We start from the raw sequence: 23,623 nt of genomic DNA, 5'->3' as shown, positions 1-23,623 counted from the left end.
CAACCGGCTGCGCGCTCGCGGCCCGGCCGCGCCGTCGGGCTACGGCGACACGCGCGGCGTGGACGCCTTGCGCGAGGCGATCGCCGCTTACGTGCGCCGCGCGCGCTCGGTGCGTTGCGAGGCGGCCCAGGTGATCGTCACCAGCGGCACCCAGCAGGGGCTCTACCTGGCCACCCAGGTGTTGCTCGGCGAGGGCGAGCGCGCCTGGGTCGAGAACCCGGCCTATCGCGGCATCACCGCGATCCTCGAGAGCACCGGGCGGCGCGAGGCCATCGTGCGCGTGCCGGTCGACGCCGAAGGGCTCGACGTCGATGCCGGGCTGCGCCTGGCGCCCGAGGCGCGCGCCGCCTTCGTCACGCCCTCGCACCAGTACCCGCTCGGCATGCCCTTGAGCGTGGCGCGTCGCGACGCGCTGCTCGACTGGGCCCGCGCGCGCGACGCCTGGATCGTCGAGGACGATTACGACAGCGAGCTGCGCTATGCCGGCCATCCCTTCCCGGCGATGCAGGGGCTGGACCCGCGGCGCGTGGTCTATCTCGGCACCTTCAGCAAGATCCTGTTTCCCTCGCTGCGGCTCGGCTACGCGATCGTGCCGCCGGAGCTGGTCGCCGCGTTTCGCGGCGCGCGCGTGCTGATGGACCGCCATCCGCCCGAGGCCGACCAGCACGTGCTGGCCGCCTTCATCGGCGAGGGCCATCTCGACCGGCACATCCGGCGCGTACGCGGCGTCTACGCGGCGAGCCGCGCCCGGCTGATCGCCACGCTCGACGCGGCCTTGCCGCCCGAACTGGCCTGGCGCGAGCCGAGCGACCAGGGCATGCACCTGGTGCTCTGGCTCGCGCCGGGCCTCGACGATCGCCGCGTGGCGGCCGCCGCGCTGGCGGCGGGCGTCGCGGTGCGGCCGGTGTCGCCGATGTATGCGCCGGGCACGGCGCGAGCCGGGCTGGTGCTCGGCTTCGGGGGCTATGACGAGGCGGTGATGGAGGCGGCGGCGCGGCGCTTGGCGGCGGTGATCGTGGCCGCCGCGAAGTAGGCCCGGCACGGCGCGCTTCATCATGCGCGTCGAGGTCGCGGGCCATACGTTTCCCGCTTGATCGTCGGCAAGGCTATCTCTTTTCAGGTTCGTTACGCTGCCGGTTCGGTTTCAACCCGGTGCATCGTTGCGATCCGGCTTGCCCGGTTCATCTCGATGCCGGCATTCGTCCGGCAACCCCATCTTCCTATTCGCGACAAGGAATCGTCCCGGCCCCAGGTCCGACGCGTGGCGCCGGCTCGGGCGCGCGGCACCGATTCCAGGCGACGCGACGATGCCATTCCTGATCCACCCAGGCCGGCGGCCAGCGCCGGTCGCATTTCGGGAGCATCGCATGACGACGCAGCATGATCCGGCCGGCACCCGGCCGCAGGCATTCCAGGACCTCGACCAGGCGGCCGCGCAGGCGCGGGCCGTGGTGGAGGAATGGAAGGCCGAGCAGGTCTATCCGTTTCCGGAGGCGCCGGGCACCTCGATCGAGCAGATCGAGCGGCAGGTGTTCGACATCGTGGCGGTGCATATCGCCCGCCATCTTCCTGGCTTCGACGCGATCCAGCGCCGCAGCAAGGCGTTCCAGCTTCGCATGCTGAGGCAGGCGATCGAGACCAGCCCCGAGTCGCTGCAGCTCATCCTCGACGAGGTGCTGCGCCTGCCGAAGCCGCAGCGCGACGAGCTCGCCCATCTGCTGCGCGATACCTCGCTGTCGTCGATCGTCGGCGCGACCCGGGTCGTCTCCGAGCGCCTGCGTTTCATCGCGGGGCTCGAAGTGCTGTTGTTCGATCCCGAACCGAAACGGCGCCTGAAGGAGCGCACGCAGCTGCATCGCATCGTCGCGGAGAACTGCTGGCTGTTCGGCGAGGAGTACAGCCTGTCGGTCGACGATCAATCGCTGACGGCCGTGCTGGCCGAGCACCGGAAATGGCTGGGCCGCGATCTCGTCATCGACGCGCCGGTGAAGCATGTCTCGCGCACGCGCGGCATCGTCGACCTGATGCTGTCGAAGGCGACCCGGTCGCATCGCGCGAATGGCCTGTCGCATCTGATCGTCGAGCTGAAGGCGCCGCGGGTGAAGATCGGCTCGGAGGAGATCACGCAGATCCAGGCCTATGCCTTCAGCGTGATGCGCGACCCTCGCTTTTCGATGGTGAAGGTGAACTGGAATTTCTGGGTGATCGGCGACGAACTGGCGCCTTATGCCGAGGCACTCGCCCAGGACGATACCGGTCTGATCTACGCGAAGGCGAACGTGACGATCCAGGTGAAGACCTGGGCGCAGATCCTCGACGAGAACCGTTCCCGCCTGCAGTTCTTCCTGGACAAGTTCGACTTGCAGGTCGACCGGGCCGCCTCGCTTGCTTATCTGCGAGATCGCTACGCCGACTACCTGGAAGGCGTGTTCGAGGTGCGGGAACGCTTGGCGCCGTGGGGCGGCGCTCCGGCCTCAAGCGGCCAATCCGATGCGCCGTCGCACAACCTGGCACGAGGGACACGCCATGTCGATACGTAAGGGCTGCCCGATCTGCGATCGTGACTCGTTGCTCATCTATCCCGTTCGTTATGCGATCGCCTGCCCTCGCGGCGCGGCGAAGGTCCCCGCCTTGTCCGGAAATTTTCGAGTCGACGATCGCGCGCCGCAGGACGTCGCGACGGCGCGATACACCTTGCGTTCGCTGCGAGGGGGGTACCTCTACACCTACGACGAAAAGCGCAAGCTTCTGCGTGCCTACATGGTGACGGGCGACGGCACGTTATGGAAATTTCCGCCGGGCATCGCGCCGCCGCCCTGCAACAGCGCCAAATACAACCTGACCGCGAATCTCTGTCCGCTCGGTGACGACTATCCGCAATCCTACGGCCTCTGCGTGAGCATCCAACACACGCCTGGTGACGACGAGGCCACGAAACTCTGGATCGGATGGTCCAATGTGCGCTGGACTCGGGATATGGTCTTCAAGAAGATCGAGGATATCGCTTGGCGCAAGCTGCATATGCAGTGCATCGATGTGTCGGCGATGATCGCCGGCGGCGCTGCCCATACGGGGGAATTCGAGGCGGTGCGTGGCGGGATCTCGCATTTCGCGATGGACCATCGCGCCATGGCGGAAGCCTTCGATTTCAGCAATTGCGCGCCCAATGACGACATCCGTCTGCGTCAAACCCATGCGGATGCGCGCATCGCCAAGGTAATGGCCGAATCGCCGCTGAAGCAGGGTTTCGTGATTGCCGTCAACGATCCCCTCGGCATCGCGAATGATCTTGCCGAGTTGACCATCCCTGATTCGCACAACGGTTTCGACACGGGGATTTACTGGAAGTACGTGTCGGCGCAGCTCCTGGAGCGTGCCGAGGCGGGCATTCGGGCCAATGCGAAGGCCAGTGCCGGGCTTGGCTACGGCATATCGAAACGTATCGCCGATGCCAATGCTCTCAATGCCGTGGTCCGCGCGCCGGGAGAGCCGGCGGCGGACCTGGCCGGGCTCTATCGCTTCGTGCGCAGGTGGATCGCGACCGGCAGCGCCGGTAGGGCCGCCAGGGCCGAGCAACGGAAAATCGACGATATCCCGACCGCCGAGCTGGAAGCGGCCGACGAGGCATGGGCCGCGGCATGCGCCAGGATGGGGCCGGACGGCAAGCCGTTGATCGGCCGCGACGGAAAGCCCGTGAGCGTGATCGACACACAGGCGCTGGAGCGTTTTCGGAAGGACGAGTATCCCCGCGCGCTCGATGCGTTCAAGCCCGGGTGGTCGGCTCTCGTGCAGGCACATGCCGAGTGGCTCAAGTGCAGCTTGCTCGCCGATTGGATGACGGGTAATCACGATATGCGGGATTTGCGCAGCGGGTACGCATACAGCGAATCGTGTGCGCAATCGATCGGGGCGGCTGCCGGTACGCAAGCATGCCGGAAGGTGCTGGATGACTGGTTGAACGGCCAGGCCTCGGATACTCGCAACCTGTACGTGCGCGCGCTCCTGTTCAATCAGGAAACGCTGATGGCGGCCGCCGATGCCCAGGTGCGCGGCTCGGATATTCAGTACGAGAACATCCTGAACCTCTACAAGGCGTCCATCGAGAATATCGAGCAGTTCGGAACGGCTGGAAATCTGCGGGACCGGCTGGTTGTGACCACGGCGAACACGATCGTCGATGTGCTGGCGAAAGGGGCGAGGGGCGTGGCTGCCGGCTTCGTGACGATCCGGCTGTCGATGCACGCGGGCGTATCGATCAAGGCCGCGGGTCTCACGCCGATCGAGATGCGCACCTGGGTGCTCAAGCAGGGGGAGGCGCTGGGCTTGAAGCTGGACGGCGACCGCCTGGCGCGGCAGGCCGCCGCCGCCAATATCCGTCGTGAGGTCTTCAAGGCGGCACCGCCTTCCGATCCCGCCGTGTTTGCCTATGCGATCGATACCGATGCGTGGGTGAGGGCGGGCAAGCTGGAGGCGAGTGAAGTCAAGGCCATCAAGCTGCCTGGCGTGGACGTGACGCGCAAATGGCTCGGAGCATCGTCGCCGGTCGAGTTTCACCAGGGCGTCGCCACCGCGATTTTTCAGCTCGTTGCGTTGCGGTTTGCGTATGCGGATTTCAATGAGAGCGATCGCTTCAACTACGACGAAACGCTGCTGAAGCTGACCGGCTCGGTGGTTGTCATCCTGGGCAATATCGTCGAGACGGTTTCGGAGACGTTCATCAAGGCGCCCGTGCATCCGCTTTCGGATTTCATCATGAAGCATTGGGCGTGGTTCAACAGGAAGACAGCGGGAGTGGCGGCGCATGCCGGGCGATGGATCGGTGCGCTCGCGGGTGTTTTCGTCTCGGGCGTGGATTTGTTTGGAAAGGCACCGGGAGCCTTGAGGAATCACGAGAAGAATGTAGCGGCCCTTTATCTATCGAGTGGAATTCTTGGTATGTACATTGCGCTCTCTCCGGCTGTTTCATCAATTCCGCTCATTGGTGCATGGTTGCCTCCGCTGTGGCCGATTCTGGTGGTTTCGATTGCCATCGGCGTCGTGGTTGTTCATGTGGAGTCGACCGCGATCGTTGAATGGATGGCACGTTGCAAGTTCAGTAAAACGCCAGCTTATCGCTCGTTGGATGAGGAGTTGAAGGCCTTCAATTTCGCCGTGGAGCGCTAAGGCATGGACGAGCGACTGTTCAGGAAAGGTGCCGGTGGTGCTATTCCAGCGTGGGATCAGGTGCATCGGCTCTCGATTAATCAATCAGTTGGGCCTGAAATCAAGGATTTGGGGTCGACATTCAGTATTAATTCGAAATTCATGGACGTGATCGATCCAATTCTTCTGGATAAGCAATGGGTCGTCATGGGCGTGCTCATGGCTTTTTTGTCGTTGGGTATGGGTCCATATATTTATTGGCTGACCTTCATTCGTTATCCATGGGGCGGCATGGTTGAAATATTGCTTTCGTTTCTGCCCTTGTTGCTTTTTGGCCCGACTGTCTGGTATCTCGGCCCCAACCTGTTCTTTGGCCTGCGTTACCGTCCCATCCGCCTTCACCGCGCGACCCGCAAGATCTACGCGATCCGGCGTCGCCGTTTTTTCTCGAAGCCAGGGCAAGGCGATATCGTCTGGGAAGCACCCTGGACGGAGGAATCGATCTTCTGCCTTCATCGCGAGATCACGCCATACGGCACGTACTATCACATCCGCCACTACACGGTAGACGAACAAGGCAAGGTCACGCGGGCATTCTCCATCGGTCGCGAGTGGCAAAAAACGGAAGCCCGTCTGGCGCTGGCGCAATGGAACTATTGGTGCCGCTACATGAACGACGGCCCGCGGGACCTGCCCAAACCCATGCTGTTCCACACTCGGCATGAAACACCTCGCGAATCCTTCCTCTTCTCGCTATACGACTTCGGCATGAACGTGCCGGCGTTCATGCGCTTGCTGGTGATGCCGCCCGTCCTCTTCTTCACCTTGATGCGAATGATCTCGAACGCCACTTGCCGCGCGCCGATCTGGCCCGACGAGATCGCGAACCTGTCCACCATCGCCCCTGACGATCCCTACGCGGAACCGCGACAAGGAACGCCAATCGGCTGGGCCGAAACGATACTGGCCCAGAAGCGTGGCGACTACCCCGACGACGATCACTCCCGGGTACGGGATTGGGCCGGCGAGCCGGATGGAGAAAAACACGCCGCTGCCTGGTTGGATAACCCGTCCCGAGCACTTGCCGCCCAGCGCGCGGCATCGTGAAAAACGAACCCGGCCACCAACCCGGATTTCCCACTAAAAGCAACTAACCAGCCTCCCTCTCCCGCCCCGAGCCCTTACAATCCCGGGCACGTTGCCGGCCGCCAACCGGCAACGCGACCTACACGCCACCGGGAGCCCGCCATGTCACGTTCGGGACGTCTGCTCAACCTGCTGGAACTGCTGCGTGCCAGGCGCCGCCCCGTCACTGCGGCGCAGCTCGCCACCGAGCTGGCCGTGTCGGAGCGCACTATCTATCGCGACATCGCCGAACTGATCGCGCAGGGCGCCCCGATCGAGGGCAGTGCCGGCGTCGGCTACCTGCTGCGCGCCGGCCATTTCCTGCCGCCGCTGATGTTCGCGCGCGAGGAGATCGAGGCGATCGTGCTGGGGCTCCACTATGTCGACCAGCGCGGCGACGAGATCCTGAAGACGGCCGCGGCGGCCGCGCTCGCCAAGATCGCCGCGGTGCTGCCGCCCGATGCCGGCGCGACCCTCGACGCGCCGCTCGCCATGCCTGGGCCGCCCGCGCCCTCGTTTCCCGCCAACGTGGTCGAGCTGGGCCGGCTGCGCGCGGCGATCCGTGCCGAGCGGCGGCTCGAGATCGTCTATGTGGACGTGGCCGGCAGCCAGTCGCATCGCATCGTCTGGCCGGTCCAGATCGGCTTCATGGACAACGCGCGCGTGCTGGCCGCCTGGTGCGAACTGCGCGAAGCCTTCCGCACCTTCCGCACCGACCGGATCCAGGCCGCCACCGAGCTCGATCGCTACCCGGCGCGGCGCGCGGCCCTGATGCGCGGGCTGCATGCGCAACTGGCGCTGTCCCTGCAGTCTCCTGACAAAAACTGACAGCGAGATCGGCGAAGCTGCGGGCTTTCCGATCACGCGCGCGCGGTTCTCCGCGCGGCCACCGCGCCATGTCCACCCAGGCTCCCGATTCCCCTGATTCCCTCGATTCCCCGGTCCTTCTCAAGGACTCGATGGGCGAACGGCAATTCCGTTCGCTGCTCTCCACGCTGAAACTGATCGAACGCAGCTTCGATACGCGGCGCTTCCTGGCGGTCGCGCTCGATGGCCTCGACGAGCTGTCGCTGATGGCGCGCGTGCGTCGCGCCAGCCTCGCGATCGAGGCCGGCGCGCAAGCGCTGCCGGGCGGCTACGACACCGTGCTGACGCTGCTGGCCGAAGCCGCGCCGCATCTGGGCGGCGGTTTCCTGGCGATGGTCGCGCCCGACTACGTCGGCCAGTTCGGCCGTCACGACTTCGATCGCTCGATGGCGGCGCTGGCCTTCTTCACGCGCTTCGGCACCTCGGAATTCGCGGTGCGCGAATTCCTGCGCGACGATCCGCGGCGGGCGCTGGCCACGCTGCGCGATTGGTCCCGGCACGAGGACCAAGCCGTGCGCCGGCTGGCCAGCGAAGGCAGCCGGCCGCGCCTGCCCTGGTCGTTCCGGCTGCGCGAGATCGAGGCCGATCCCGCGCTGGCCGCGCCGATCCTCGACAATCTGCGTGCCGACCCGAGCGACTACGTGCGCCGCTCGGTGGCCAACCACCTGAACGACGTCACCAAGCTGCATCCGGATTGGGTGCTGGAACGTGCCGCCGCATGGGGCGTCGCCGATGCCGGCACGCGCTGGATCGTCCGGCATGCGCTGCGCACGCTGGTCAAGCGCGGCGACGCGCGGGCGCTGGCGCTGCTCGGCGCGAGCGGCGCGGCGCGGATCGAAGCGGTGCCGTTCGCGGTGACGCCGGCGCGCATCGAACTCGGCGAGACGGTCACGCTGGCCGCCGAGCTGGTGTCCACGGCGCCGGACGCGCAGCGGCTGGTGGTCGATTACCGGATCGGCTACGTGAAGAAGAACGGCAGCACCGCGCACAAGGTCTTCAAGCTCAGGGAGCTGACGCTGGCGCCGGGGCAGCGCATCGATATCGTGCGCAGCCAGCGGATCCGCGATTTCACGACGCGCACGCATTACGCGGGGCGCCATGGCGTCGAGCTGATCGTGAACGGCGCGGTGGTGGCGCAGGCGCATTTCGACCTCGCCTGCTGATTTGAGTCGAGCCGGGCGGCCCGGCGCCGGGCTGGCCTTCAGCGGCCGTCGGTCTGCCGCGAGCCGAACACCGGCAGCCGCCAGCCGAAGTACAGCGAGGACAGCCGGATCGCCACGCAGGAGCCGATCGCGAGCCAGGGCGCGAGCGTCGGCAGCCAGTTGGTGCGCAGCGAGACGACCTCGACGGTCGCGCCGAACAGGGCGGCCAGCGCGTAGATCTCGCGCTGCAGGATGGCCGGCACGCGCGACAGCAGCACGTCGCGGATCACGCCGCCGCCCACCGCGCTGAACATGCCCAGCAGGATCGCGACCTCGGCGCTCTCGCTGTAGGCCAGCGCCTTCTGCGCGCCGGCCACGGCAAACATGCCGAGCCCGATCGCATCGAACAGCAGCACCGGATAACGCAGCCGCCGGACCTTCTGGTAGGCGGCGATGGTCAGCGCCGCGGCGACCAGCGACACCACCAGGTAGCTCCAGTTCGAAAGGCCGGCCGGCGGTACGGCGCCGATGCAGACGTCGCGCACGATGCCGCCGCCGCAGGCCACGATGAAGGTGACGAAGGCCACGCCGAACAGGTCGAGGCGCCGCTGGCGGGCCGCCACGGCGCCGCTGATCGCGAACGCGAAGGTGCCGGTCAGGTCCAGCAGCGTGTAGGCGACGTGGCCGTTCATGCGCGCGGCTCCGAGGGCGCGCGGCGGCTGGTTCGGCAAGCCGCCGGCAGGCCGGCGGCGCGGCCGCGCGGGCGCGGCGAGGGCAGCGCGATGGCGCTGGTCGGGAGGGAGAACGGGGAAATCATCGTCGATCGGAGCTTGAGCGAGGTAACGATGATAGGCAGATGCTCGAAAACTGCAACCGTCGATGCCCGGCGCGGGCGCCGGCCCAGCCGTGCAGGGGCTCAGGCGCCGCCCAGCAGGGCCTTGCGGAACACGGTGGGCGCCACGCCGTGCGCGTCGCGGAAGCGATGGCTGAAATGCGCGGCATTCGCGTAGCCGCACTGCTCGGCGACCTGCGCGAGCGGCAGCGCGGTGCCGCGCAGCAGTTCGCGGGCGCGGGCCAGCCGCTGCTCGGCGATCCAGGCATGCGGCGGCGCGCCGAACGAGACCCGGAACATGCGCGCGAAATGGTATTCCGACAGCGCGGCGAGATCGGCCAGCTCGCCGAGCGTGATCGACTGCCCGAGGCTCGCGTCCACATAATCGCGCACGCGCCGGCGCACCGTCGGCGACAGCCCGCCGGTACGCGGCACGCCGCTGCGCACCACGCTCTGCTCGCGCAGCAGCCGGCTCAGCACCTCGTGGGCGGTTTCGTTGGCGCGCAGGCGGCCGTCGACGTCGTCCCAGCTTTCCAGCAGCAGCGAGTGGCACAGCTCGACGATGCGCGGATCCTCGAAGTAGGTGCGATCGGCCAGTTCCAGCTCGCGCGGCTCGCGGTCCAGCTCGCGCACGGCGCGGCGCGCGAAGTGCTCGGGCAGGAAGTACAGGTGCATGAAATGCATCTGGCCGCGCACCCACCAGCGCGATTCGTGGTCGCCGGGCAGCGCGCAGAGCCGGCTCGGCGCGCCGTAGCCGGGCACCCGCTGCCGCTCGGTGCGATAGCCGCCCGCCAGGTAGCACGACAGCGTGTGATGGCCGGGCTGCTCGTAGACGGTTTCGGCGATCTCGGTCTCGCGCGTCCATTCGGCGATCGCGAGGTGGTCGCCCAGCCAGGCGAAGCGTTCGAGCCGGGCATCCGCCTCGGCCAGCGTGCGGCAGACCGACTGCAGGCCGAACGGCAGCTCCGCCGCGCCGGCCAGCTCGGAGGCGGACGCGGGCGGTTCGACGAGGATCGGGGCGGATGGGCGGACGGAACTCATGTGCGCAGTATAGGGGCGCGCGCGCGGCCGCGCCGGGCCGTCACAGAAAGACCGCAATTCCGGACAAGTGGCCGGGCATGGGCGGCGGCACAGTAGCTGCCGGGGATCGACCGATTCCCGCTTCCTCACCTTTTTCCTGCCGCCGCGTCTCATGAATCTTCTGCTTTATGCCGTCACCGTGCTGATCTGGGGCACCACCTGGATCGCCATCAAATGGCAGCTCGACAGCGTGCCGCCGCCCATCTCGATCGCCTTGCGCTTCTGGATCGCCGCGGCCGTGCTGTTCCTGCTGCTGCGCGTGCTGCGCCGGCCGATCCGGCCGCCGCGCGAGGCCTGGCGCTTCCTGGTCGCGCAGGGCGTGGCGCTCTTTTGTCTGAACTTTCTGTGCTTCTACTACGCCGAGCGCGTGGTGCCGAGCGGGCTGGTGGCCGTGGTGTTCTCGATCGCGCCGCTGCTGAACGCGATCAACGGCCGGATCTTCCTGGGCCGGCCGCTGCAGCCCACCGCGATCGCCGGCGCGCTGCTGGGCTTGGTCGGCATCGGCTGCCTGTTCTACCAGCAGATGGCGGGGCATCTCGGCGACGCGGCCACCTGGCGCGGCCTGGTGATCGCCTTCGCGGGCACCATGTGCTTCTCCACCGGCAGCCTGCTGTCGAGCCGGATGCAGGCGATGGGGCTGCACCCGCTCACCACCAACAGCTGGGCGATGCTGATCGGTGCCGCGGTGCTCACGCTCGGCTCGGCCGTGGCGGGGCTGTCCTTCGTGCCCGAGATGACGCCGCGCTATCTCGGCGCGCTGGCCTACCTGGCGCTGCCCGGCTCGGTGATCGGCTTCACCTCCTACCTGATGCTGGTCGGCCGGATCGGGCCGGAGCGCGCGGCTTACTGCACGGTGCTGTTCCCGTTCGTGGCGCTGAGCGCGTCGACGCTGTTCGAGGGCTATCGCTGGTCGACGCTGGCGGTGATCGGGCTGGTGCTGGTGGTGGCCGGGAACCTGGTGGCCTTCGATCTGGGGCGCAAGCTGTTCCTGCGGCGGCGCGGGCTGGCCTGAGGGGGCGCGGCCGGGTGGCGATGATCGCGCCGCGGCCGGTTCCCGCCGGCCCGCGCCTCAACCCGCGCGGCGCGGCGCGGTCGAAATCGGCGCGAGCTCGGCGACGAGGTAATCGACCAGCAGCCGCGCGGCGGGCCGCGCCGCCCGCCCCGCCGGAAAGACCGCGTGAACCTCGACGGGATCGAGCTGCCAGTCGGTGAGCAGCGGCACCAGCCGCCCGTCGGCGAGTTCGGCGCGGCAACCCCACGAGCCGATCGTCAGCAGGCCGAGGCCGGCCACGGCCGCGGCGGTGGCGGCTTCGTTGACGCTGGTCGAGAGGCGCCCGTCGGCGCGAAACGTCATGGCCTGCCCATCCTTGCGGAAGGTCGCGCCCAGAGATTCCGCGCTCGACGGGCCGAGCACGAAGGCATGCCGCTCGAGTTCCGCCGGATCGCGTGGCGTTCCCGCTCGCGCGAGATAGGCCGGTGCCGCCACCAGCATGCGTGGCGAACGGCCGATCAGGCGCGAGGTCGCGTTCGAATCGCTCAGGGTTCCGAAGCGAAATGCCAGGTCGACGCCTTCGACGATCAGGTCCTGCCGATCGTCGGCCATGCGCAGGTCGATCCGCAGCGCAGGATGGTCGGCCATGAAGCGATCGAGCCGCGGAATGACTTCCCTCACCCCGAAGCTGGTGGACAGCGCGATGCGCAGGTGGCCCCGCAATTCGCTCGTGCCGCGCGCGACCCGGTCCGCCTCGTCGAGCGCTTCCAGGATTGCATCGACACGGGACAGGTAATCCGCGCCGGTATCGGTCAGCTTCACCGCGCGCGTGCTCCTGACGAACAGTGCGGCGCCCACTTCCGCCTCGAGTTCCGAGATCTGCCGCGACACCGAAGGCTGGCTGATGCCGAGATCGCGGCCGGCCTTCGTGAAGCTCCCCATGCGCGCGACGCGGGTGAAGAGCCGCAGCACTGATAGCTTGTCATTCATTTGTTTGGCGAATAACTGAAAGTCGATTGGCCATTCTACCGGTTGTCCAGTGAATGAATCACCATGACTTCACGCGCCATCCACGGCGCACCAACCGGGAGTCAGTCATGAAACTGCAGGACAAGCTGGATGCATTCAAATCGCACTTCGAGACCAAGGTCGCGCCGGCCCAGGTCGTCGAGCTGTTCCATCGAACCACCGAGGAACTGATCGCGTCGGGGCAGGCCGGGCGCTCGCTGAAGGTCGGCGACGTGGCGCCCGTCTTCACGCTCGCGAGCGCCGAGGGCGAGCCGGTCTCGTCGGCCTCGCTGCTCGAACGCGGGCCGCTGGTGGTCACGTTCTACCGCGGCGTCTGGTGCCCTTACTGCAACATCGACTTGCAGGCGATCGAGGCGGCGGCGGCCGAAATTCGCGCACTGGGTGCGAATCTCGTATCGATCTCGATGCAGACCGCGCCGAACAGCCTTAAATCGCAGCGCGAGAACAAGCTCAGCTACCCGATCCTCGCCGACGAGAGCGGCAAGACGGCGGATGCGTTCGGCATCCGTTTCCGCATGCAGGACGAGTTGATCGAGGCCTACCGCGGCTTCGGCGTGGACCTGCCCGTCATCAACGGCGAGCCGAGCTGGACGCTGCCGATGCCGGCGCGCTACGTGATCGCGCGGGACGGCCGGATCGCCTATGCGGAGGTGAGCCCCGACTACACGCGGCGGCCGGATCCGAGCGAGCTGCTGCCGACGCTGCGCGAGCTGGCGGGAATGGTGTGATGCGGGGCGGGGGCGAGCATGGCCGTGTTTTTCTCGCTGAACGCCTCCGCCTTGTTGTTCCGGCCCAGGGCTCGGCCAACCGCTCGCCGTCCCTGCCGCGCGCACCATTCAAGCAGCTAGGCCCCGAGCAAGTCCGCCAATTCGGTGAAGCTGTCGGCCACCAGGTCGAAGCGAGGGTCGGGCTGCGTATCGACCTTGCCGCCGGGGCCCGCCTCCAGCGGCCGGCGGATGAAGGCGGTGCGCAAACCTTGCCCGCGCGCGCCGAGGAGATCGGGTTTGTGGCAGGCCACCATCATGATTTCCTCGGGTTTCAGGCCGAGATAGGTCGGCGCCATCTGGTACACCTTGGGCGCCGGCTTGACGGCCCTGGCCAGTTCGGCCGTCATGACCAGATCCCAGCGGAAATCGCGCACGCGCGCCAGCACCGCCATGTCGGCCATGTCCGCGTTCGACAGGGTGGCGAGCAGATAGGGCTGATGCAGGCGCCGCAAACCGGGAATGACATCCGGCCAGGTGCGCAATCGCTGCCAGATGTCGTTCAGGTTCTCGAGATCCGCCTGCAACGCGCTGTCCAGGCCATGCCGTCGAAGCGTGCTTTCCAGCGCGTCGAGCCGTAATGCCGCCAGGTTTTGCCACGGGCGCTGGCCATCGAAAATCGCCTTGAATCCGGCCAGCATCAGTCCCGACCATTCGGTGGCGATGGCGGGCCAGTCGATTTCCAGCCCTCGCGCCTTGCTCAGCGCGCGGCCCTCCTCGACGATGCTGCTCCAATAGTCGGTGCAGGTGCCATAGACGTCGAACACCAGCGCCTTGATGCCGTTACGTCCGGCGGGCGCGCTGCTGACAGGCATGCCGGCGGACGGCATCGACTGGGCCAGGACCGACGCGCTCGGCGTCAAGGCGGCGGCGACACCCGCCACGAGCAGGCCGCGCCGGGAGAGCCGGACGGCATCGCCGCCGCTGGAATCCGTCTGTGCGGTGGAGGCATGTGCCGCTTGCAGGCGGGGGGAAGACTGACTGCGTCGAGTGTTCATGAGGCAAGGACCTTTGAGGGATGCGTCCCACGGTGTTGTAGATACAACCAATTGACCGAAACTCAGCCAGGGCCACCTTGGCGGAAGCCGCGGCAACTACCGATCAGGCATCGTCATTGGAGTACCGGAACGTATGGCGTTTGTGTCGCGAGAGGGCACTTTTGTATCTGCAAGTATCGGGAGCCTTCGCGGATACATGCGAATACAAAGGCGAAGCCAAGAATCCTCGATCGATTGCCAATTTCCGAGAATCGAATTCAATCCAATCCCGCCGATTCGACACAAAACAGCGAAGCCCCGAAAACTAAACTGCATGCGCCAAGGGTTAACGCAGGTGTGCGCGACTGCTTCGCAAAACAATACTGATCCTGGCCGCGTTTACCATGCTGTTTCATCAAAACACCTAAACAACTCGTCAATCGCGATTCAGCGAGGGAAGCGGGCCGTCTTGCGCCAGCAATTCGTGAGTTCCAACCCCAGACTGGAGAACGACATGCCATCGGCACCGCGTCGAAAATTCCTCGGTTACAGCTCGGCCCTGGTGGCGAGCGCCTGCCTGCCCGGCTGCAATGGTGACGGCACCGACCCCGTCGCTCCCGTCGCCGACGATCATCGCGGCGTCCCCGACACGCCGCCCGGCACACCACCCGCCACGCCGCTCGACAATCTCGCCGCCTCGCGCGAAATCAGCGGTCAATGGACCTTCGTCGCCGCGTCCGAGCAGCCCGCGCTCGGCGGCGCGCAGCTCTCGAGCCCGCAAGGGCCGGCCGGCATGTCCGTGGCAACGGTGCCCGGCACCGCGCTCGACAGCATGCTCGCCAACGGCAAGTATCCCGATCCGTTCCACGGCCGGATCGTGACCGACACGATTCCCGACACGCTGAAGGACACCGATTACTGGTATCGCACGCGCTTCGCGACACCGCCGCTGCGCGCGGGGCAGCACTTGTGGTTGCTCCTGGATGGCGTCAACTACCGCGCCGAGATCTGGCTCAACGGCAGCCAGGTCGGCACGCTGGCGGGTGCTTTCAAGCACGGCTATTTCGACGTCACGCGCCTGGTCGCGCCGGCCGGCGGCGAGGCATGGCTGGCGGTGCGCGCGATCAAGCTCGACTTCTCGGAAGGTCCGCTCAAGCCGAGCTATGGCAGCGGCGTGACGCGCGGCGGCCGCAACGGCGGGCCGACCGGCATCACGCTGAAGAACGGCCCGAGCTTCTTCTGCTCGGCCGGCTGGGACTGGCTGCCGACGATTCCCGATCGCAACCTCGGGATCTGGCAGCCGGTGTCCTGGTTCAGCACCGGCGCGATCCGCATCGCGGACCTGCGCGTGGACAGCACGCTCTCCGACGACCTGGGCAGCGCGCAACTGCAACTCGACCTCTCGCTCGACAATCGCTCGGGCGCCACGGTCGCGGCCACGGTGACGGGGCGCATCGGCGAACACATCGCGTTCCGCCGCGCCATCTCGATCCCCGCCGCGGACCAGCCGAGCACGATCACGCTCACGCCCGCCGAGGTTCCCGAGCTGGTCTTGTCGAACCCGAAGCTCTGGTGGCCGAACGGTTATGGCGAGCCGAACCTGTACGCGGTCTCGGTGTCGATCGAGCTGCTGGGCCAGGTATCGGACACGCGCAGCGTGAACATCGGCCTGCGCCGCATCGACTACTCGCGCGACATCGGCCAGGGCAAGCAGTTGAGCATCAGCGTCAACAAGCTGCCGATCCTGGTGATGGGCGGCAACTGGGGCCTCGACGAGGCGCTCAAGCGGATCCCGCGCGAGCGTCTGTTCAACCAGGTGCGCCTGCATCGCGACGCCAACCTGAACCTGATCCGTAACTGGAACGGGCAGAGCACGAGCCGCGATTTCTTCGATGCCTGCGACGCCTACGGCATCCTCGTCTGGCAGGACTTCTTCTATTCGACCGAGGCGAACGGCGCGGGGCCGGCCAACGTGGCGCGCGATCTCGACAATATCCGCGACGTGATCGTGCATTTCCGCAACCATCCGTCGATCCTGCTCTGGTGCGGCGGCAACGAGGGTTCGCCGCCCGCCGCGCTGGTCAGCGGGCTCGATGCGCTGGTGAAGGAGCTCGACCCGAAGCGGCTGTGCCTGACGAGCTCGGCGGGCGATACCGGCGCGGGCGCTGTCAACGGCTATTCCTCGGGCGGGCCCTACAACTGGACCACGCCCAAATCGGCCTTCACGCGCAGCTACGGCAGGACCGCCACGGCCTTCCACAACGAGGTGGGCTCGCATTCGATCCCGACGCTCGAGTTCGTGAAGTCGATGCTGCCGCCTTCGTCGTGGGAATGCCCCGACGATTACTGGGCCGATCGCGACATGAACGGCAACGGCGCCACCTACCCGCAGGTCGGCTACAAGCAGGGCGGCGCGGGCTATATCGCGGCGACCGCATTCCGCTACGGCGAGATCCGCAATCTCGCCGACTTCGTGCGCAAGGCGCAGATGATGAACTACGAATGCATTCGCTCGATCTACGAGGCGAATGCGGCCGTGATGATCGGCCCGGCGGCGGGCGCGATCACCTCGCCCGCCACCGGCGTGATCATGTGGATGACGAATCCGGCCCAGCCCAGCTTCGTCTGGCAGATGTACAGCCACGATCTCGAGCAGCATTCGTCCTTCTTCGCGGTCCAGCACGGCTGCCGCCGCGTGAACGCGATCCTCGACGCGAATAGCTTCGACCTGACGATCGCCAACCACACGGCGAAGCCGGTGGGCGGCAGCCTCGAGGCGCGCGTCTACAACCTCGACAGCTCGCTGGTCGGCGTCGCCACGCCGAGCATCGCGGGCGTGGCGCCGACTTCGTATCAGGTGGTGGCGAACCTGCGTACCCTGATCGCGGGCGCTGCCTCGTCCGTGTGCCTGGTCGCGCTGATCCTGCGCGATGCCGGCGGCACGACGCTTGCCGAGAATCTCTACTGGTACGAGAAGAGCGGCGCGGACAGCAGTTACGTGACGCTCGACACGATCACGCCGGCTGCCGTCTCGATCCAGGCCTCGTCCGACGAGCCGGACGAAACGAGCACGCGCATCACGGTCGAGGTGGCGAACATCGGCGGCAGCATCGCGCTGATGACGCATCTGCAACTGTTCGACCGTGCCAGCGGCGAGCGCATCCTGCCGGCCTTCTACAGCGACAACTACCTGAACCTGCTGCCGGGCGCGAGGCGGCGCGTCGTGATCGACGTCCCGCATGCGAAGGGAAAGCCGATATCGTCGGCGGCGCTGCGTGTCGACGGCTGGAAGCTCGACCGTGCCAGGTCGAGGCTGAGCCTGGGCGGCGTGCCGGTGGTCTTCAACGACGCGGCGCTCGACGTCGCGCCGGCCGTGGCCACGTTCGGCAAGTGCTGAGGCGATAAAAAACAGGCGGGCCCGGTTGTCCCGGGCCCGCCTGTGCGTTTCACCGACTCAGTGTCGCGAGGCCGGCGGCGGCGCGAATGCCGTGTTGGGATCGCGGCCATCCCATTGCGCGATCCAGGCATCGTTCGGCGTCGAGCCCATCACGAAGTCGAGCTTGCCGCCGGCCGCCATCTCCTCATGCGTGATGTAGGGCCGATGCAGCGGCGTGCCGTTCAGCGTGACCGACTGCACGTAGCGATTGGTCGAGGAGGGCGGCGCGCCGTTCGCCGTGTGCGCCGTGATGCTGAACTTGCGCGATCCCTGGAAGCTCAGCGCGCTGCCGTTCGCGCCGCCGCTCGCGCTCGGGATGTCGATGCTGGCTTCCTCGAACAGCGGCGTGCCGAAGTAATAGACGCCGCCCACCGGGTTGAGCGAATAGATTCCCATCGCCGACAGCACGTACCAGGCCGAGAGCTGGCCGAAGTCGTCGTTGCCGGGGATGCCCGAGGCGCGCACGCGGCGCGGATCGTCCTGCGCGGTCTTCAGGCTGCTGCTGCTCAGTTCGCCGCGATCGCGCGCGGTGAGCGTGAGCGAGTACAGCTCGTCCATCACCGTGCGCACGAGATCCTGCGTCTTCGACGGCGTGCCGGCCACGTCGTAGAGATAGGGCATCTGGTTGGCCGGCTCGTTGCCGGCGACGTACTGGCCGATGCGGCCGGTCAGGTCCGGAAAGCCCTGGCCGTTGAGGTAGCCGAGCGGGTTCTTCGGATTGAAGGCCTGGTCGAGCTGCGCGCTGAAGCTGGTCTTGCCGCCGAGCACCGAGATCAGCCCGGGGAAATCGTGGAAGACGTTCCAGGTGTCGATCCACGAGTTCGCTTCCGAGTAATCGGTCTTCTCGGCCGCGGCCGGGTCGAAGTTGCTCGACCAGTTGCCCGAGCCGCTCTTGGGCACCGCGAAGATCCAGCCGTTGTACTTCGTCGGGTTGTAGACGTTGCGATAGTTGCCGCTGCGCGCCAGGTAGGGCTGCCAGGCCGAATCGCCCTTGCCGGCGGCCTGGCCGACGCGGGCCGTGGCCCAGTCGTCGAAGGCATAGTCCTGGGTGGTGGAGACCGAGGCGTTGTCGCCCGAGTAGACGTAGCCCTTGCTGCGGTACTGGTCGAAGCCATGGGCGCTGGCGCCCTGGGTGGTGGTGAGCGCGGTCCAGATGTCGTCGGTGCTCGCGCTGGTGAGGTGCTTCAGGTAGGCATCGGCGATCAGCGGAATCGCCGGGTGGCCGGCCATCGTGAAGGTTTCGGTCTGCGCGAGCGGCCAGACCGGCAACTCGCCCTTGCCGTTCTGCTTGAACTGCGTGAGCAGCGACTTGACCCAGCCGTCGACGCGCTCCGGCTGCACCAGGGTCATCAACGGCGATTGCGCGCGGAACGTATCCCACAGCGAGAACGAGGAGGAGTAATCGAAGCCCGGTGCCGCATGCTTGCTGGTGGTGGGCGGCGAGCTGCTGCCGTTGTTGCTCGAATCCATGCCGACATAGCTGCCGTCGGCATTGTTGTACAGCGTCGGCCCGAGCATCGCGTGATAGAGCGAGGTGTAGAACATGGTGCGCTGGTCGTCGGTGCCGCCCTTGATGCGGATTCGGCCGAGCGCGGCGGCCCAGGTCTGTTCGGCGCCGGCCTTCACCTCGTCGAAGGGCTTGGCGCCCACTTCGGCGGCGAGGTTGGCGGTGGCGTCGGCCACGCTCGACGGTGAGATGCCGACGTTCACGGTCAGCGGCGCGTCGCCCGCATTGGCCGCGCCGAAGCTCAGGTAGGCGGTGTTGCCGTCGGCGCTGAAATTCACCTGCTTGTCGAAGGGCTGCGAAAAGCGCGCGATGAAATAGGTCGGCTTGTTGTTGGCCCAGTTGTTGGTGATCTGCCAGCCGGCGATGGTGCGCTCGTCGATCACCTGGATCTTGCCGCTCGCGAGCGTCCCGCCGATCGGGCTGGCGATGCTGACGATCATGGCGCGTTTCTGCGTCGATGCGCTCGGGAAGTAGCTGTAGCGATGCACGCCGGCATGGGCGGTAGCCGTCAGCTCGGCGAGGATGGCCGCGCCCTTCACGTTCCAGGGCGTCTTGCCGGTGCCTTCGGGCGCCATGCGCACGCGGTAGTAGCCGGGGCTGGCGCTTTCGTCGGCGTGGCTGAAGCGCGCGTTGTAGGTGACCGAGCTGCCCTTGATGCTGGCCAGCGTGGCCGCGTCGACCGGCGCGAGCGTCGGCAGGAAGCGCACCTCGCCGCCCGAGCCGATGCCGGCGCCCGACAGGTGCGTATGCGTGAAGCCGGTGATGTTGGGATCGTCGTATTGGTAGCCCGAGGTGCGGTCCCAGTCCCAGGGCAGGGCGCTCGGGCCGCCCGTCGTGTCGGGGCCGAGCTGGACCATGCCGAACGGCACGGTCGCGCCGGGATAGGTGTGGCCGTGCCCGCGAATGCCGCTGCTCCAGTTCGCCTTGATGTCGAGATTGGCCGTGCCGATGATGGGATCGACGCTGCGCAGCAACTGGGCGGTGTCCACCGTGTCGGCCGGCGTGTTGCTGCCGCTTGTCTGCGTGCTGTTGCTGCTGTTGGTGTCGGCGGCCCCCGCGCCTGAACGCGCCACGCCGATCCCGCCCGCGTCGCCGTTGTCGCCGCCGCAGCCGGCCAATACCACCGCGACGCCGATGCCAAGCATGTTTCGTAGTTTCATCGTCTGCTCCGTCTCTGTATCAACTGCTTGTCGAGGGCGCATGGCCCGGATTCTTATTGCATGTCGTCAGGCGCGCGAGTGCGGATGAATGGTAGGAATCCGTAGTATTGGTTCGCATGACGAGGATGCCGCATGGGTTTGGCCGGAGCAAAGGCTCCCCCAGCCGTGCGGATTCCCTTCAGGAAAGAATTGCCGCACGGATTGGCTGTTTATCGAATTTTTCCGGCCTGATTTATCGATCGCGGATGTCAACCAGGGGCGAGGACATCTATCGACAGCGTGCCAGAGAGACAAGCGGTGAACTACTCGGAGTATTCCGAATTTTTATTATGTTTATCTAAACATTTTATCGATTGAATTCTGTTTTTTATGTAATTGATTTAACTGTTTTCCGTTGCGATTCATTCGGCATGTGCCGCGATCGGCAGCTTGCCGCCGGAGCCGGGCCGGCATTGTTTCATCGCCTCGAAGAAGGCCGCCACCAACCGGCTCTCGCGCCGCTCGCGCAGGCAGCACACATGGATATGCGTGCTGACCGGGTCACCCTCGATTCTCACCGGCCGCAGCCGGGCCTCGTCGGGCACGTATTCGGACAGCGAGACCGTGCCTACGCCGAGCCCGCGCGCGACGGCCTCGCGCAACGCCTCGCGGCTGCCGATCTCCATGGCGATGCGCGGCGTGGCGCCGATCGCGCCGAGCGCGTCCTCCAGCGCGCGCCGCGTGGTCGAGCCGGCTTCGCGCATCAGCAAGGGCACGGTGGCCAGTTCGGCCAGCGTGATCGATTCGCGTGCCGCGAACGGATGCGCCGCGCCGACGAAGGCGATCACCGGGTAGCTCGCATAAGGCGCCATCTCGTAGCGCTCGTCGCTGAACGAGCGCGCGATCACGCCGACGTCGCAGGCATAGTCGTCCAGGTCGTTGAGCACGCTTTCCGAGTTGCCGAGCGTGACGGCCAGTTGCATGCGCGGATGCGCGGTATGGAAGGCCTCGATGATCTCGGTAACGTGGAACGGGCTGACCGCGCCGATCCGCAACACGCCGCGCGTGAGCTCGCCGCTGTCATGCAGCAGCGAGCGCGCGTCGTTCTCCAGGCCGTTGATCTGGCGCGCGAGCGGCAGGAAGTCGAGGCCGACCGTCGACAGCTCGACACGCCGTCCGCGGCGATGGAACAACTGCACGCCATGTTCCTGTTCGAGCGCCTGGACTTGCGAGGTGATGGTGGTCTGGCTGGTGGCGAGCGCGCGGGCCGCCGCCGTGAAGCCGCCGTGCTGGACCACGGCGAGGAAGGCACGAATCTGGGTCAGGGTCATCGGTTGCGCATGAGATGAGCCGGCAAGGGGCGGGCGCGGGCCGATCGATCCTGTCGAATCGGCCCTTAAAAAGCGGCTTTTCCTGTGAAGATTGATCGATCGGCCCGCAAGCCCCGTCCCGCCTGGGTGTTCAAGGGTCGAACGATGATTCAACGATTTTTTCGATGGATCGATTCGATTTGACCGGGTAGTTCGATCATAGACCGGTCATGTTGCAAAACTATGCTGGCGTCCGTGATCCACTTTTCCCGGAGCCCAGCCATGCTGCAGCGATCCGCCCCCCTCGATGCCGCCCCCCTCGATGTCGCCCACCGCGCCCAGCGCGCCTACCGCGGCCCCGTTACCACCGCGATCTTCGACTGGGCCGGCACGGTGCTCGATTTCGGCTGCCTCGCGCCCGTCCATGCATTTCGTGAGGTGTTCGAAGCGGCCGGCGTGCCGATCAGCGAAGCCGAGGCGCGCGCGCCGATGGGCGCCGCCAAGCGCGAGCACATCGAACTGATCCTGGAAGACGTCGAGGTGCAGGCGCGCTGGCGCGCCGCGCGCGGCGCCGCCTCGACCGATGCCGATATCGACGCGCTCTACGCGCACTTCCTGATCGCCGACGAACGCAACGTCGAGCGCTACAGCGACCTGATCCCCGGCGCGCTCGACACTATCGCCACGCTGCGCGCGCGCGGCATCCGCATCGGCAGTACCACCGGTTATCCGCGCGAGGTCATGCAGCACCTGCAGCCGCTGGCCGAGCGCCATGGCTATCGGCCCGATCACTGCTGCACGGTCAGCGACGTGGCGCGCGGCCGTCCCTATCCCGACATGTGCCTGGCCAATGCGCTGGCGCTCGGCGCGCCCGACGTGCGCAGTTGCGTGGTGGTCGACGACAGCCCCACCGGCCTCGAATCGGGCCTGGCCGCCGGCATGTGGACGGTGGGCATCGTCGCCAGCGGCAACGAGGTGGGCCTCTCGCTGGCCGAGTGGCAGGCGCTCGACGCGGCCGCGCGCGAAGCGCGCGTGGCGCCGGCGCGCGAGCGCATCGCCCGCACCGGCGCGCACTACGTGATCGACAGCATCGCCGACCTGCCGGCCGTGATCGACTCGATCGGCGAACGCCTGGCTGCCGGAGAAACGGCGTGAGCGACTGGCAATTCCACAACCCGGTGCGCGTGCGCTTCGGCATCGATGCGCTGGACGCCATCGGCGAGGTGCTGGCGGGCCGCTCCTACGCGATCGTCACCTATCCCGACACGGCCTTCCTCGCGCCCTGCGCGCGCATTGAGGCGATCGCCGGCCCGGCGCTGCTGCGCATCGATTCGGTCGAGGCCAACCCCTCGGTGACGATGCTGCGCGAGGCCTGTGCGGCGCTGGCCGCGCTGCCGGCCATGCCCGAGGTGCTGGTGGCGCTCGGCGGCGGCTCGGTGATGGATACCGCCAAGGTGCTGGCGGCCGAGCACGGCCGGCTGGAGCCGGTGCTGGCCTGGATCGCCGATGGCAGGACGCGCCACGCCGCGCAGGCCCTGCCGATCGTCGCGATTCCGACCACCTCGGGCACCGGCAGCGAAGTGACCTCCTGGGCGACCGTGTGGGACCCCGAGCATGACCGCAAGCTCTCGCTGGCGCGCGACGATCTCTATCCCGAGACGGTGCTGGTCGATCCGCGCCTGGTGGTCGGGCTGCCGCCCGCGCCGACGCTGGCCAGCGGGCTCGATGCGTTGTCGCACGCGCTGGAGAGCATCTGGAACCGCAACGCGAACCCGGTCACGCGCGGCCTGGCCGTGGATGCCGCGCGCGAGATCCTGCAGGCGCTGCCGCGCGTGATGGCCGCGCCCGGCGACCTCGAAGCGCGCTCGGCGATGGCGCTCGGCGCGCTGCGCGCGGGCCTGGCCTTCTCCAATACGCGCACCGCGCTGGCCCACAACATCTCGTATGCGATCACGCTGCATCACGGCGTGGCGCACGGCATGGCCTGCTCGTTCTGCCTGCCGGCGGTGATGCGCTCGGCGATCGGCGCCGATGCCGATTGCGATCGCGCGCTGGCCGAGGTGTTCGGCAGCCTCGAGGCCGCCCCGCGCGTGCTGGAGCAGTTCCTGGAATCGCTCGGCGTGCGCTGCGAACCCGCCGCCTACGGCATCGAGCAGGACGAATGGCAGGACATCGTCGCAAGCGCCTTCGAGGGCGCGCGCGGCCGCAATTTCATCGGCGCGCCCGCGCGCTTTCCCCAATTCGATTTCCCGGACGTGGCACTGAGCGTGCCCTCGCCGTGA

General features: G+C 67.1%; 17 protein-coding genes. 11 read left to right on the top strand and 6 right to left on the bottom strand.

Features of this window, described 5'->3' with window-relative positions; all coding sequences use genetic code 11:
- The 6 genes from F3J10_RS07900 to F3J10_RS07875 form a co-directional block, all read left to right on the top strand.
- Nucleotides 1–1,033, top strand: a 1,033-nt coding sequence (locus F3J10_RS07900) for a PLP-dependent aminotransferase family protein (RefSeq protein ID WP_167241830.1), incomplete at its 5' end; no start/stop codon positions are given.
- Between the two features lie 334 nt (nucleotides 1,034–1,367).
- The gene (locus tag F3J10_RS07895; protein ID WP_240155472.1) at nucleotides 1,368–2,540 is read left to right on the top strand and encodes a histidine kinase; all 1,173 of its coding nucleotides are present in this window, start codon (nucleotides 1,368–1,370) and stop codon (nucleotides 2,538–2,540) included.
- Nucleotides 2,527–5,163: a T6SS effector BTH_I2691 family protein gene (locus tag F3J10_RS07890; RefSeq protein ID WP_167241829.1), complete on the top strand. Its 2,637-nt coding sequence runs from the start codon at nucleotides 2,527–2,529 to the stop codon at nucleotides 5,161–5,163. Before F3J10_RS07895 ends, F3J10_RS07890 begins: the two co-directional genes overlap by 14 nt.
- 3 nt (nucleotides 5,164–5,166) lie before the next feature.
- Nucleotides 5,167–6,249, top strand: coding sequence for a DUF6708 domain-containing protein (locus F3J10_RS07885; protein ID WP_167241828.1), 1,083 nt, complete (start codon nucleotides 5,167–5,169; stop codon nucleotides 6,247–6,249).
- 141 nt (nucleotides 6,250–6,390) lie between these two features.
- On the top strand, nucleotides 6,391–7,095 hold the full coding sequence (locus F3J10_RS07880; RefSeq protein WP_025102219.1) for a YafY family protein: 705 nt from the start codon (nucleotides 6,391–6,393) through the stop codon (nucleotides 7,093–7,095).
- A 68-nt stretch (nucleotides 7,096–7,163) separates the two neighbouring features.
- The gene (locus F3J10_RS07875) at nucleotides 7,164–8,297 is read left to right on the top strand and encodes a DNA alkylation repair protein (RefSeq protein WP_240155470.1); all 1,134 of its coding nucleotides are present in this window, start codon (nucleotides 7,164–7,166) and stop codon (nucleotides 8,295–8,297) included.
- A 38-nt stretch (nucleotides 8,298–8,335) separates the two neighbouring features.
- On the opposite strand, the gene F3J10_RS07870 is transcribed toward F3J10_RS07875, so the two are convergent.
- Both F3J10_RS07870 and F3J10_RS07865 read right to left on the bottom strand, forming a co-directional pair.
- Nucleotides 8,336–8,968, bottom strand: coding sequence for a trimeric intracellular cation channel family protein (locus F3J10_RS07870; RefSeq protein ID WP_025102217.1), 633 nt, complete (start codon nucleotides 8,966–8,968; stop codon nucleotides 8,336–8,338).
- Between the two features lie 224 nt (nucleotides 8,969–9,192).
- On the bottom strand, nucleotides 9,193–10,149 hold the full coding sequence (locus F3J10_RS07865) for an AraC family transcriptional regulator (RefSeq protein WP_167231104.1): 957 nt from the start codon (nucleotides 10,147–10,149) through the stop codon (nucleotides 9,193–9,195).
- Nucleotides 10,150–10,300: 151 nt separating this feature from the next.
- Here F3J10_RS07865 and F3J10_RS07860 point away from each other — a divergent pair, with 151 nt between their 5' ends.
- On the top strand, nucleotides 10,301–11,200 hold the full coding sequence (locus tag F3J10_RS07860) for an EamA family transporter (RefSeq protein ID WP_046575017.1): 900 nt from the start codon (nucleotides 10,301–10,303) through the stop codon (nucleotides 11,198–11,200).
- Between the two features lie 57 nt (nucleotides 11,201–11,257).
- Here the strand turns inward: F3J10_RS07860 and F3J10_RS07855 are convergent, their stop codons facing one another.
- Entirely contained in the window at nucleotides 11,258–12,169 is a 912-nt protein-coding gene (locus F3J10_RS07855) for a LysR family transcriptional regulator (RefSeq protein WP_167241827.1), read from the bottom strand.
- A gap of 107 nt (nucleotides 12,170–12,276) precedes the next feature.
- Here F3J10_RS07855 and F3J10_RS07850 point away from each other — a divergent pair, with 107 nt between their 5' ends.
- On the top strand, nucleotides 12,277–12,936 hold the full coding sequence (locus F3J10_RS07850; protein WP_167241826.1) for a peroxiredoxin-like family protein: 660 nt from the start codon (nucleotides 12,277–12,279) through the stop codon (nucleotides 12,934–12,936).
- Between the two features lie 116 nt (nucleotides 12,937–13,052).
- Here the strand turns inward: F3J10_RS07850 and F3J10_RS07845 are convergent, their stop codons facing one another.
- A complete protein-coding gene (locus tag F3J10_RS07845; RefSeq protein ID WP_240155468.1) occupies nucleotides 13,053–13,970 on the bottom strand; it encodes a haloacid dehalogenase type II in 918 nt (305 codons plus the stop codon).
- A 493-nt stretch (nucleotides 13,971–14,463) separates the two neighbouring features.
- On the opposite strand from F3J10_RS07845, the gene F3J10_RS07840 reads away from it, so the two are divergent.
- Nucleotides 14,464–17,346, top strand: coding sequence for a glycoside hydrolase family 2 TIM barrel-domain containing protein (locus F3J10_RS07840; RefSeq protein WP_167241825.1), 2,883 nt, complete (start codon nucleotides 14,464–14,466; stop codon nucleotides 17,344–17,346).
- A 57-nt stretch (nucleotides 17,347–17,403) separates the two neighbouring features.
- Here the strand turns inward: F3J10_RS07840 and F3J10_RS07835 are convergent, their stop codons facing one another.
- Nucleotides 17,404–20,052, bottom strand: coding sequence for a GH92 family glycosyl hydrolase (locus F3J10_RS07835; RefSeq protein ID WP_167241824.1), 2,649 nt, complete (start codon nucleotides 20,050–20,052; stop codon nucleotides 17,404–17,406).
- Between the two features lie 401 nt (nucleotides 20,053–20,453).
- On the bottom strand, nucleotides 20,454–21,362 hold the full coding sequence (locus F3J10_RS07830) for a LysR substrate-binding domain-containing protein (RefSeq protein WP_036032857.1): 909 nt from the start codon (nucleotides 21,360–21,362) through the stop codon (nucleotides 20,454–20,456).
- Between the two features lie 261 nt (nucleotides 21,363–21,623).
- On the opposite strand from F3J10_RS07830, the gene phnX reads away from it, so the two are divergent.
- Both phnX and psrA read left to right on the top strand, forming a co-directional pair.
- Nucleotides 21,624–22,496 (top strand): phosphonoacetaldehyde hydrolase, encoded by an 873-nt coding sequence (gene phnX / locus F3J10_RS07825; protein ID WP_167241823.1) that lies wholly within the window; start codon nucleotides 21,624–21,626, stop codon nucleotides 22,494–22,496.
- On the top strand, nucleotides 22,493–23,623 hold the full coding sequence (psrA, locus tag F3J10_RS07820; protein ID WP_166912547.1) for an iron-containing alcohol dehydrogenase PsrA: 1,131 nt from the start codon (nucleotides 22,493–22,495) through the stop codon (nucleotides 23,621–23,623). The genes phnX and psrA overlap by 4 nt, the downstream gene beginning before the upstream one ends.

It is taken from the genome of Burkholderia sp. Cy-637 (assembly GCF_011753175.1).
In the GTDB taxonomy this organism is placed as follows: Bacteria; Pseudomonadota; Gammaproteobacteria; order Burkholderiales; family Burkholderiaceae; genus Burkholderia; species Burkholderia gladioli.
This window is presented reverse-complemented; position numbering and strand designations above follow the sequence as displayed.

Bases quoted from the DNA above. Each gene is read 5' to 3' on its own strand.
- F3J10_RS07895 (WP_240155472.1), top strand. From the start codon at position 1,368: ATGACGACGCAGCATGATCCGGCCGGCACCCGGCCGCAGGCATTCCAG.
- F3J10_RS07890 (WP_167241829.1), top strand. From the start codon at position 2,527: ATGTCGATACGTAAGGGCTGCCCGATCTGCGATCGTGACTCGTTGCTC.
- F3J10_RS07885 (WP_167241828.1), top strand. From the start codon at position 5,167: ATGGACGAGCGACTGTTCAGGAAAGGTGCCGGTGGTGCTATTCCAGCG.
- F3J10_RS07880 (WP_025102219.1), top strand. From the start codon at position 6,391: ATGTCACGTTCGGGACGTCTGCTCAACCTGCTGGAACTGCTGCGTGCC.
- F3J10_RS07875 (WP_240155470.1), top strand. From the start codon at position 7,164: ATGTCCACCCAGGCTCCCGATTCCCCTGATTCCCTCGATTCCCCGGTC.
- F3J10_RS07870 (WP_025102217.1), bottom strand. From the start codon at position 8,968: ATGAACGGCCACGTCGCCTACACGCTGCTGGACCTGACCGGCACCTTC.
- F3J10_RS07865 (WP_167231104.1), bottom strand. From the start codon at position 10,149: ATGAGTTCCGTCCGCCCATCCGCCCCGATCCTCGTCGAACCGCCCGCG.
- F3J10_RS07860 (WP_046575017.1), top strand. From the start codon at position 10,301: ATGAATCTTCTGCTTTATGCCGTCACCGTGCTGATCTGGGGCACCACC.
- F3J10_RS07855 (WP_167241827.1), bottom strand. From the start codon at position 12,169: ATGAATGACAAGCTATCAGTGCTGCGGCTCTTCACCCGCGTCGCGCGC.
- F3J10_RS07850 (WP_167241826.1), top strand. From the start codon at position 12,277: ATGAAACTGCAGGACAAGCTGGATGCATTCAAATCGCACTTCGAGACC.
- F3J10_RS07845 (WP_240155468.1), bottom strand. From the start codon at position 13,970: ATGAACACTCGACGCAGTCAGTCTTCCCCCCGCCTGCAAGCGGCACAT.
- F3J10_RS07840 (WP_167241825.1), top strand. From the start codon at position 14,464: ATGCCATCGGCACCGCGTCGAAAATTCCTCGGTTACAGCTCGGCCCTG.
- F3J10_RS07835 (WP_167241824.1), bottom strand. From the start codon at position 20,052: ATGAAACTACGAAACATGCTTGGCATCGGCGTCGCGGTGGTATTGGCC.
- F3J10_RS07830 (WP_036032857.1), bottom strand. From the start codon at position 21,362: ATGACCCTGACCCAGATTCGTGCCTTCCTCGCCGTGGTCCAGCACGGC.
- phnX (WP_167241823.1), top strand. From the start codon at position 21,624: ATGCTGCAGCGATCCGCCCCCCTCGATGCCGCCCCCCTCGATGTCGCC.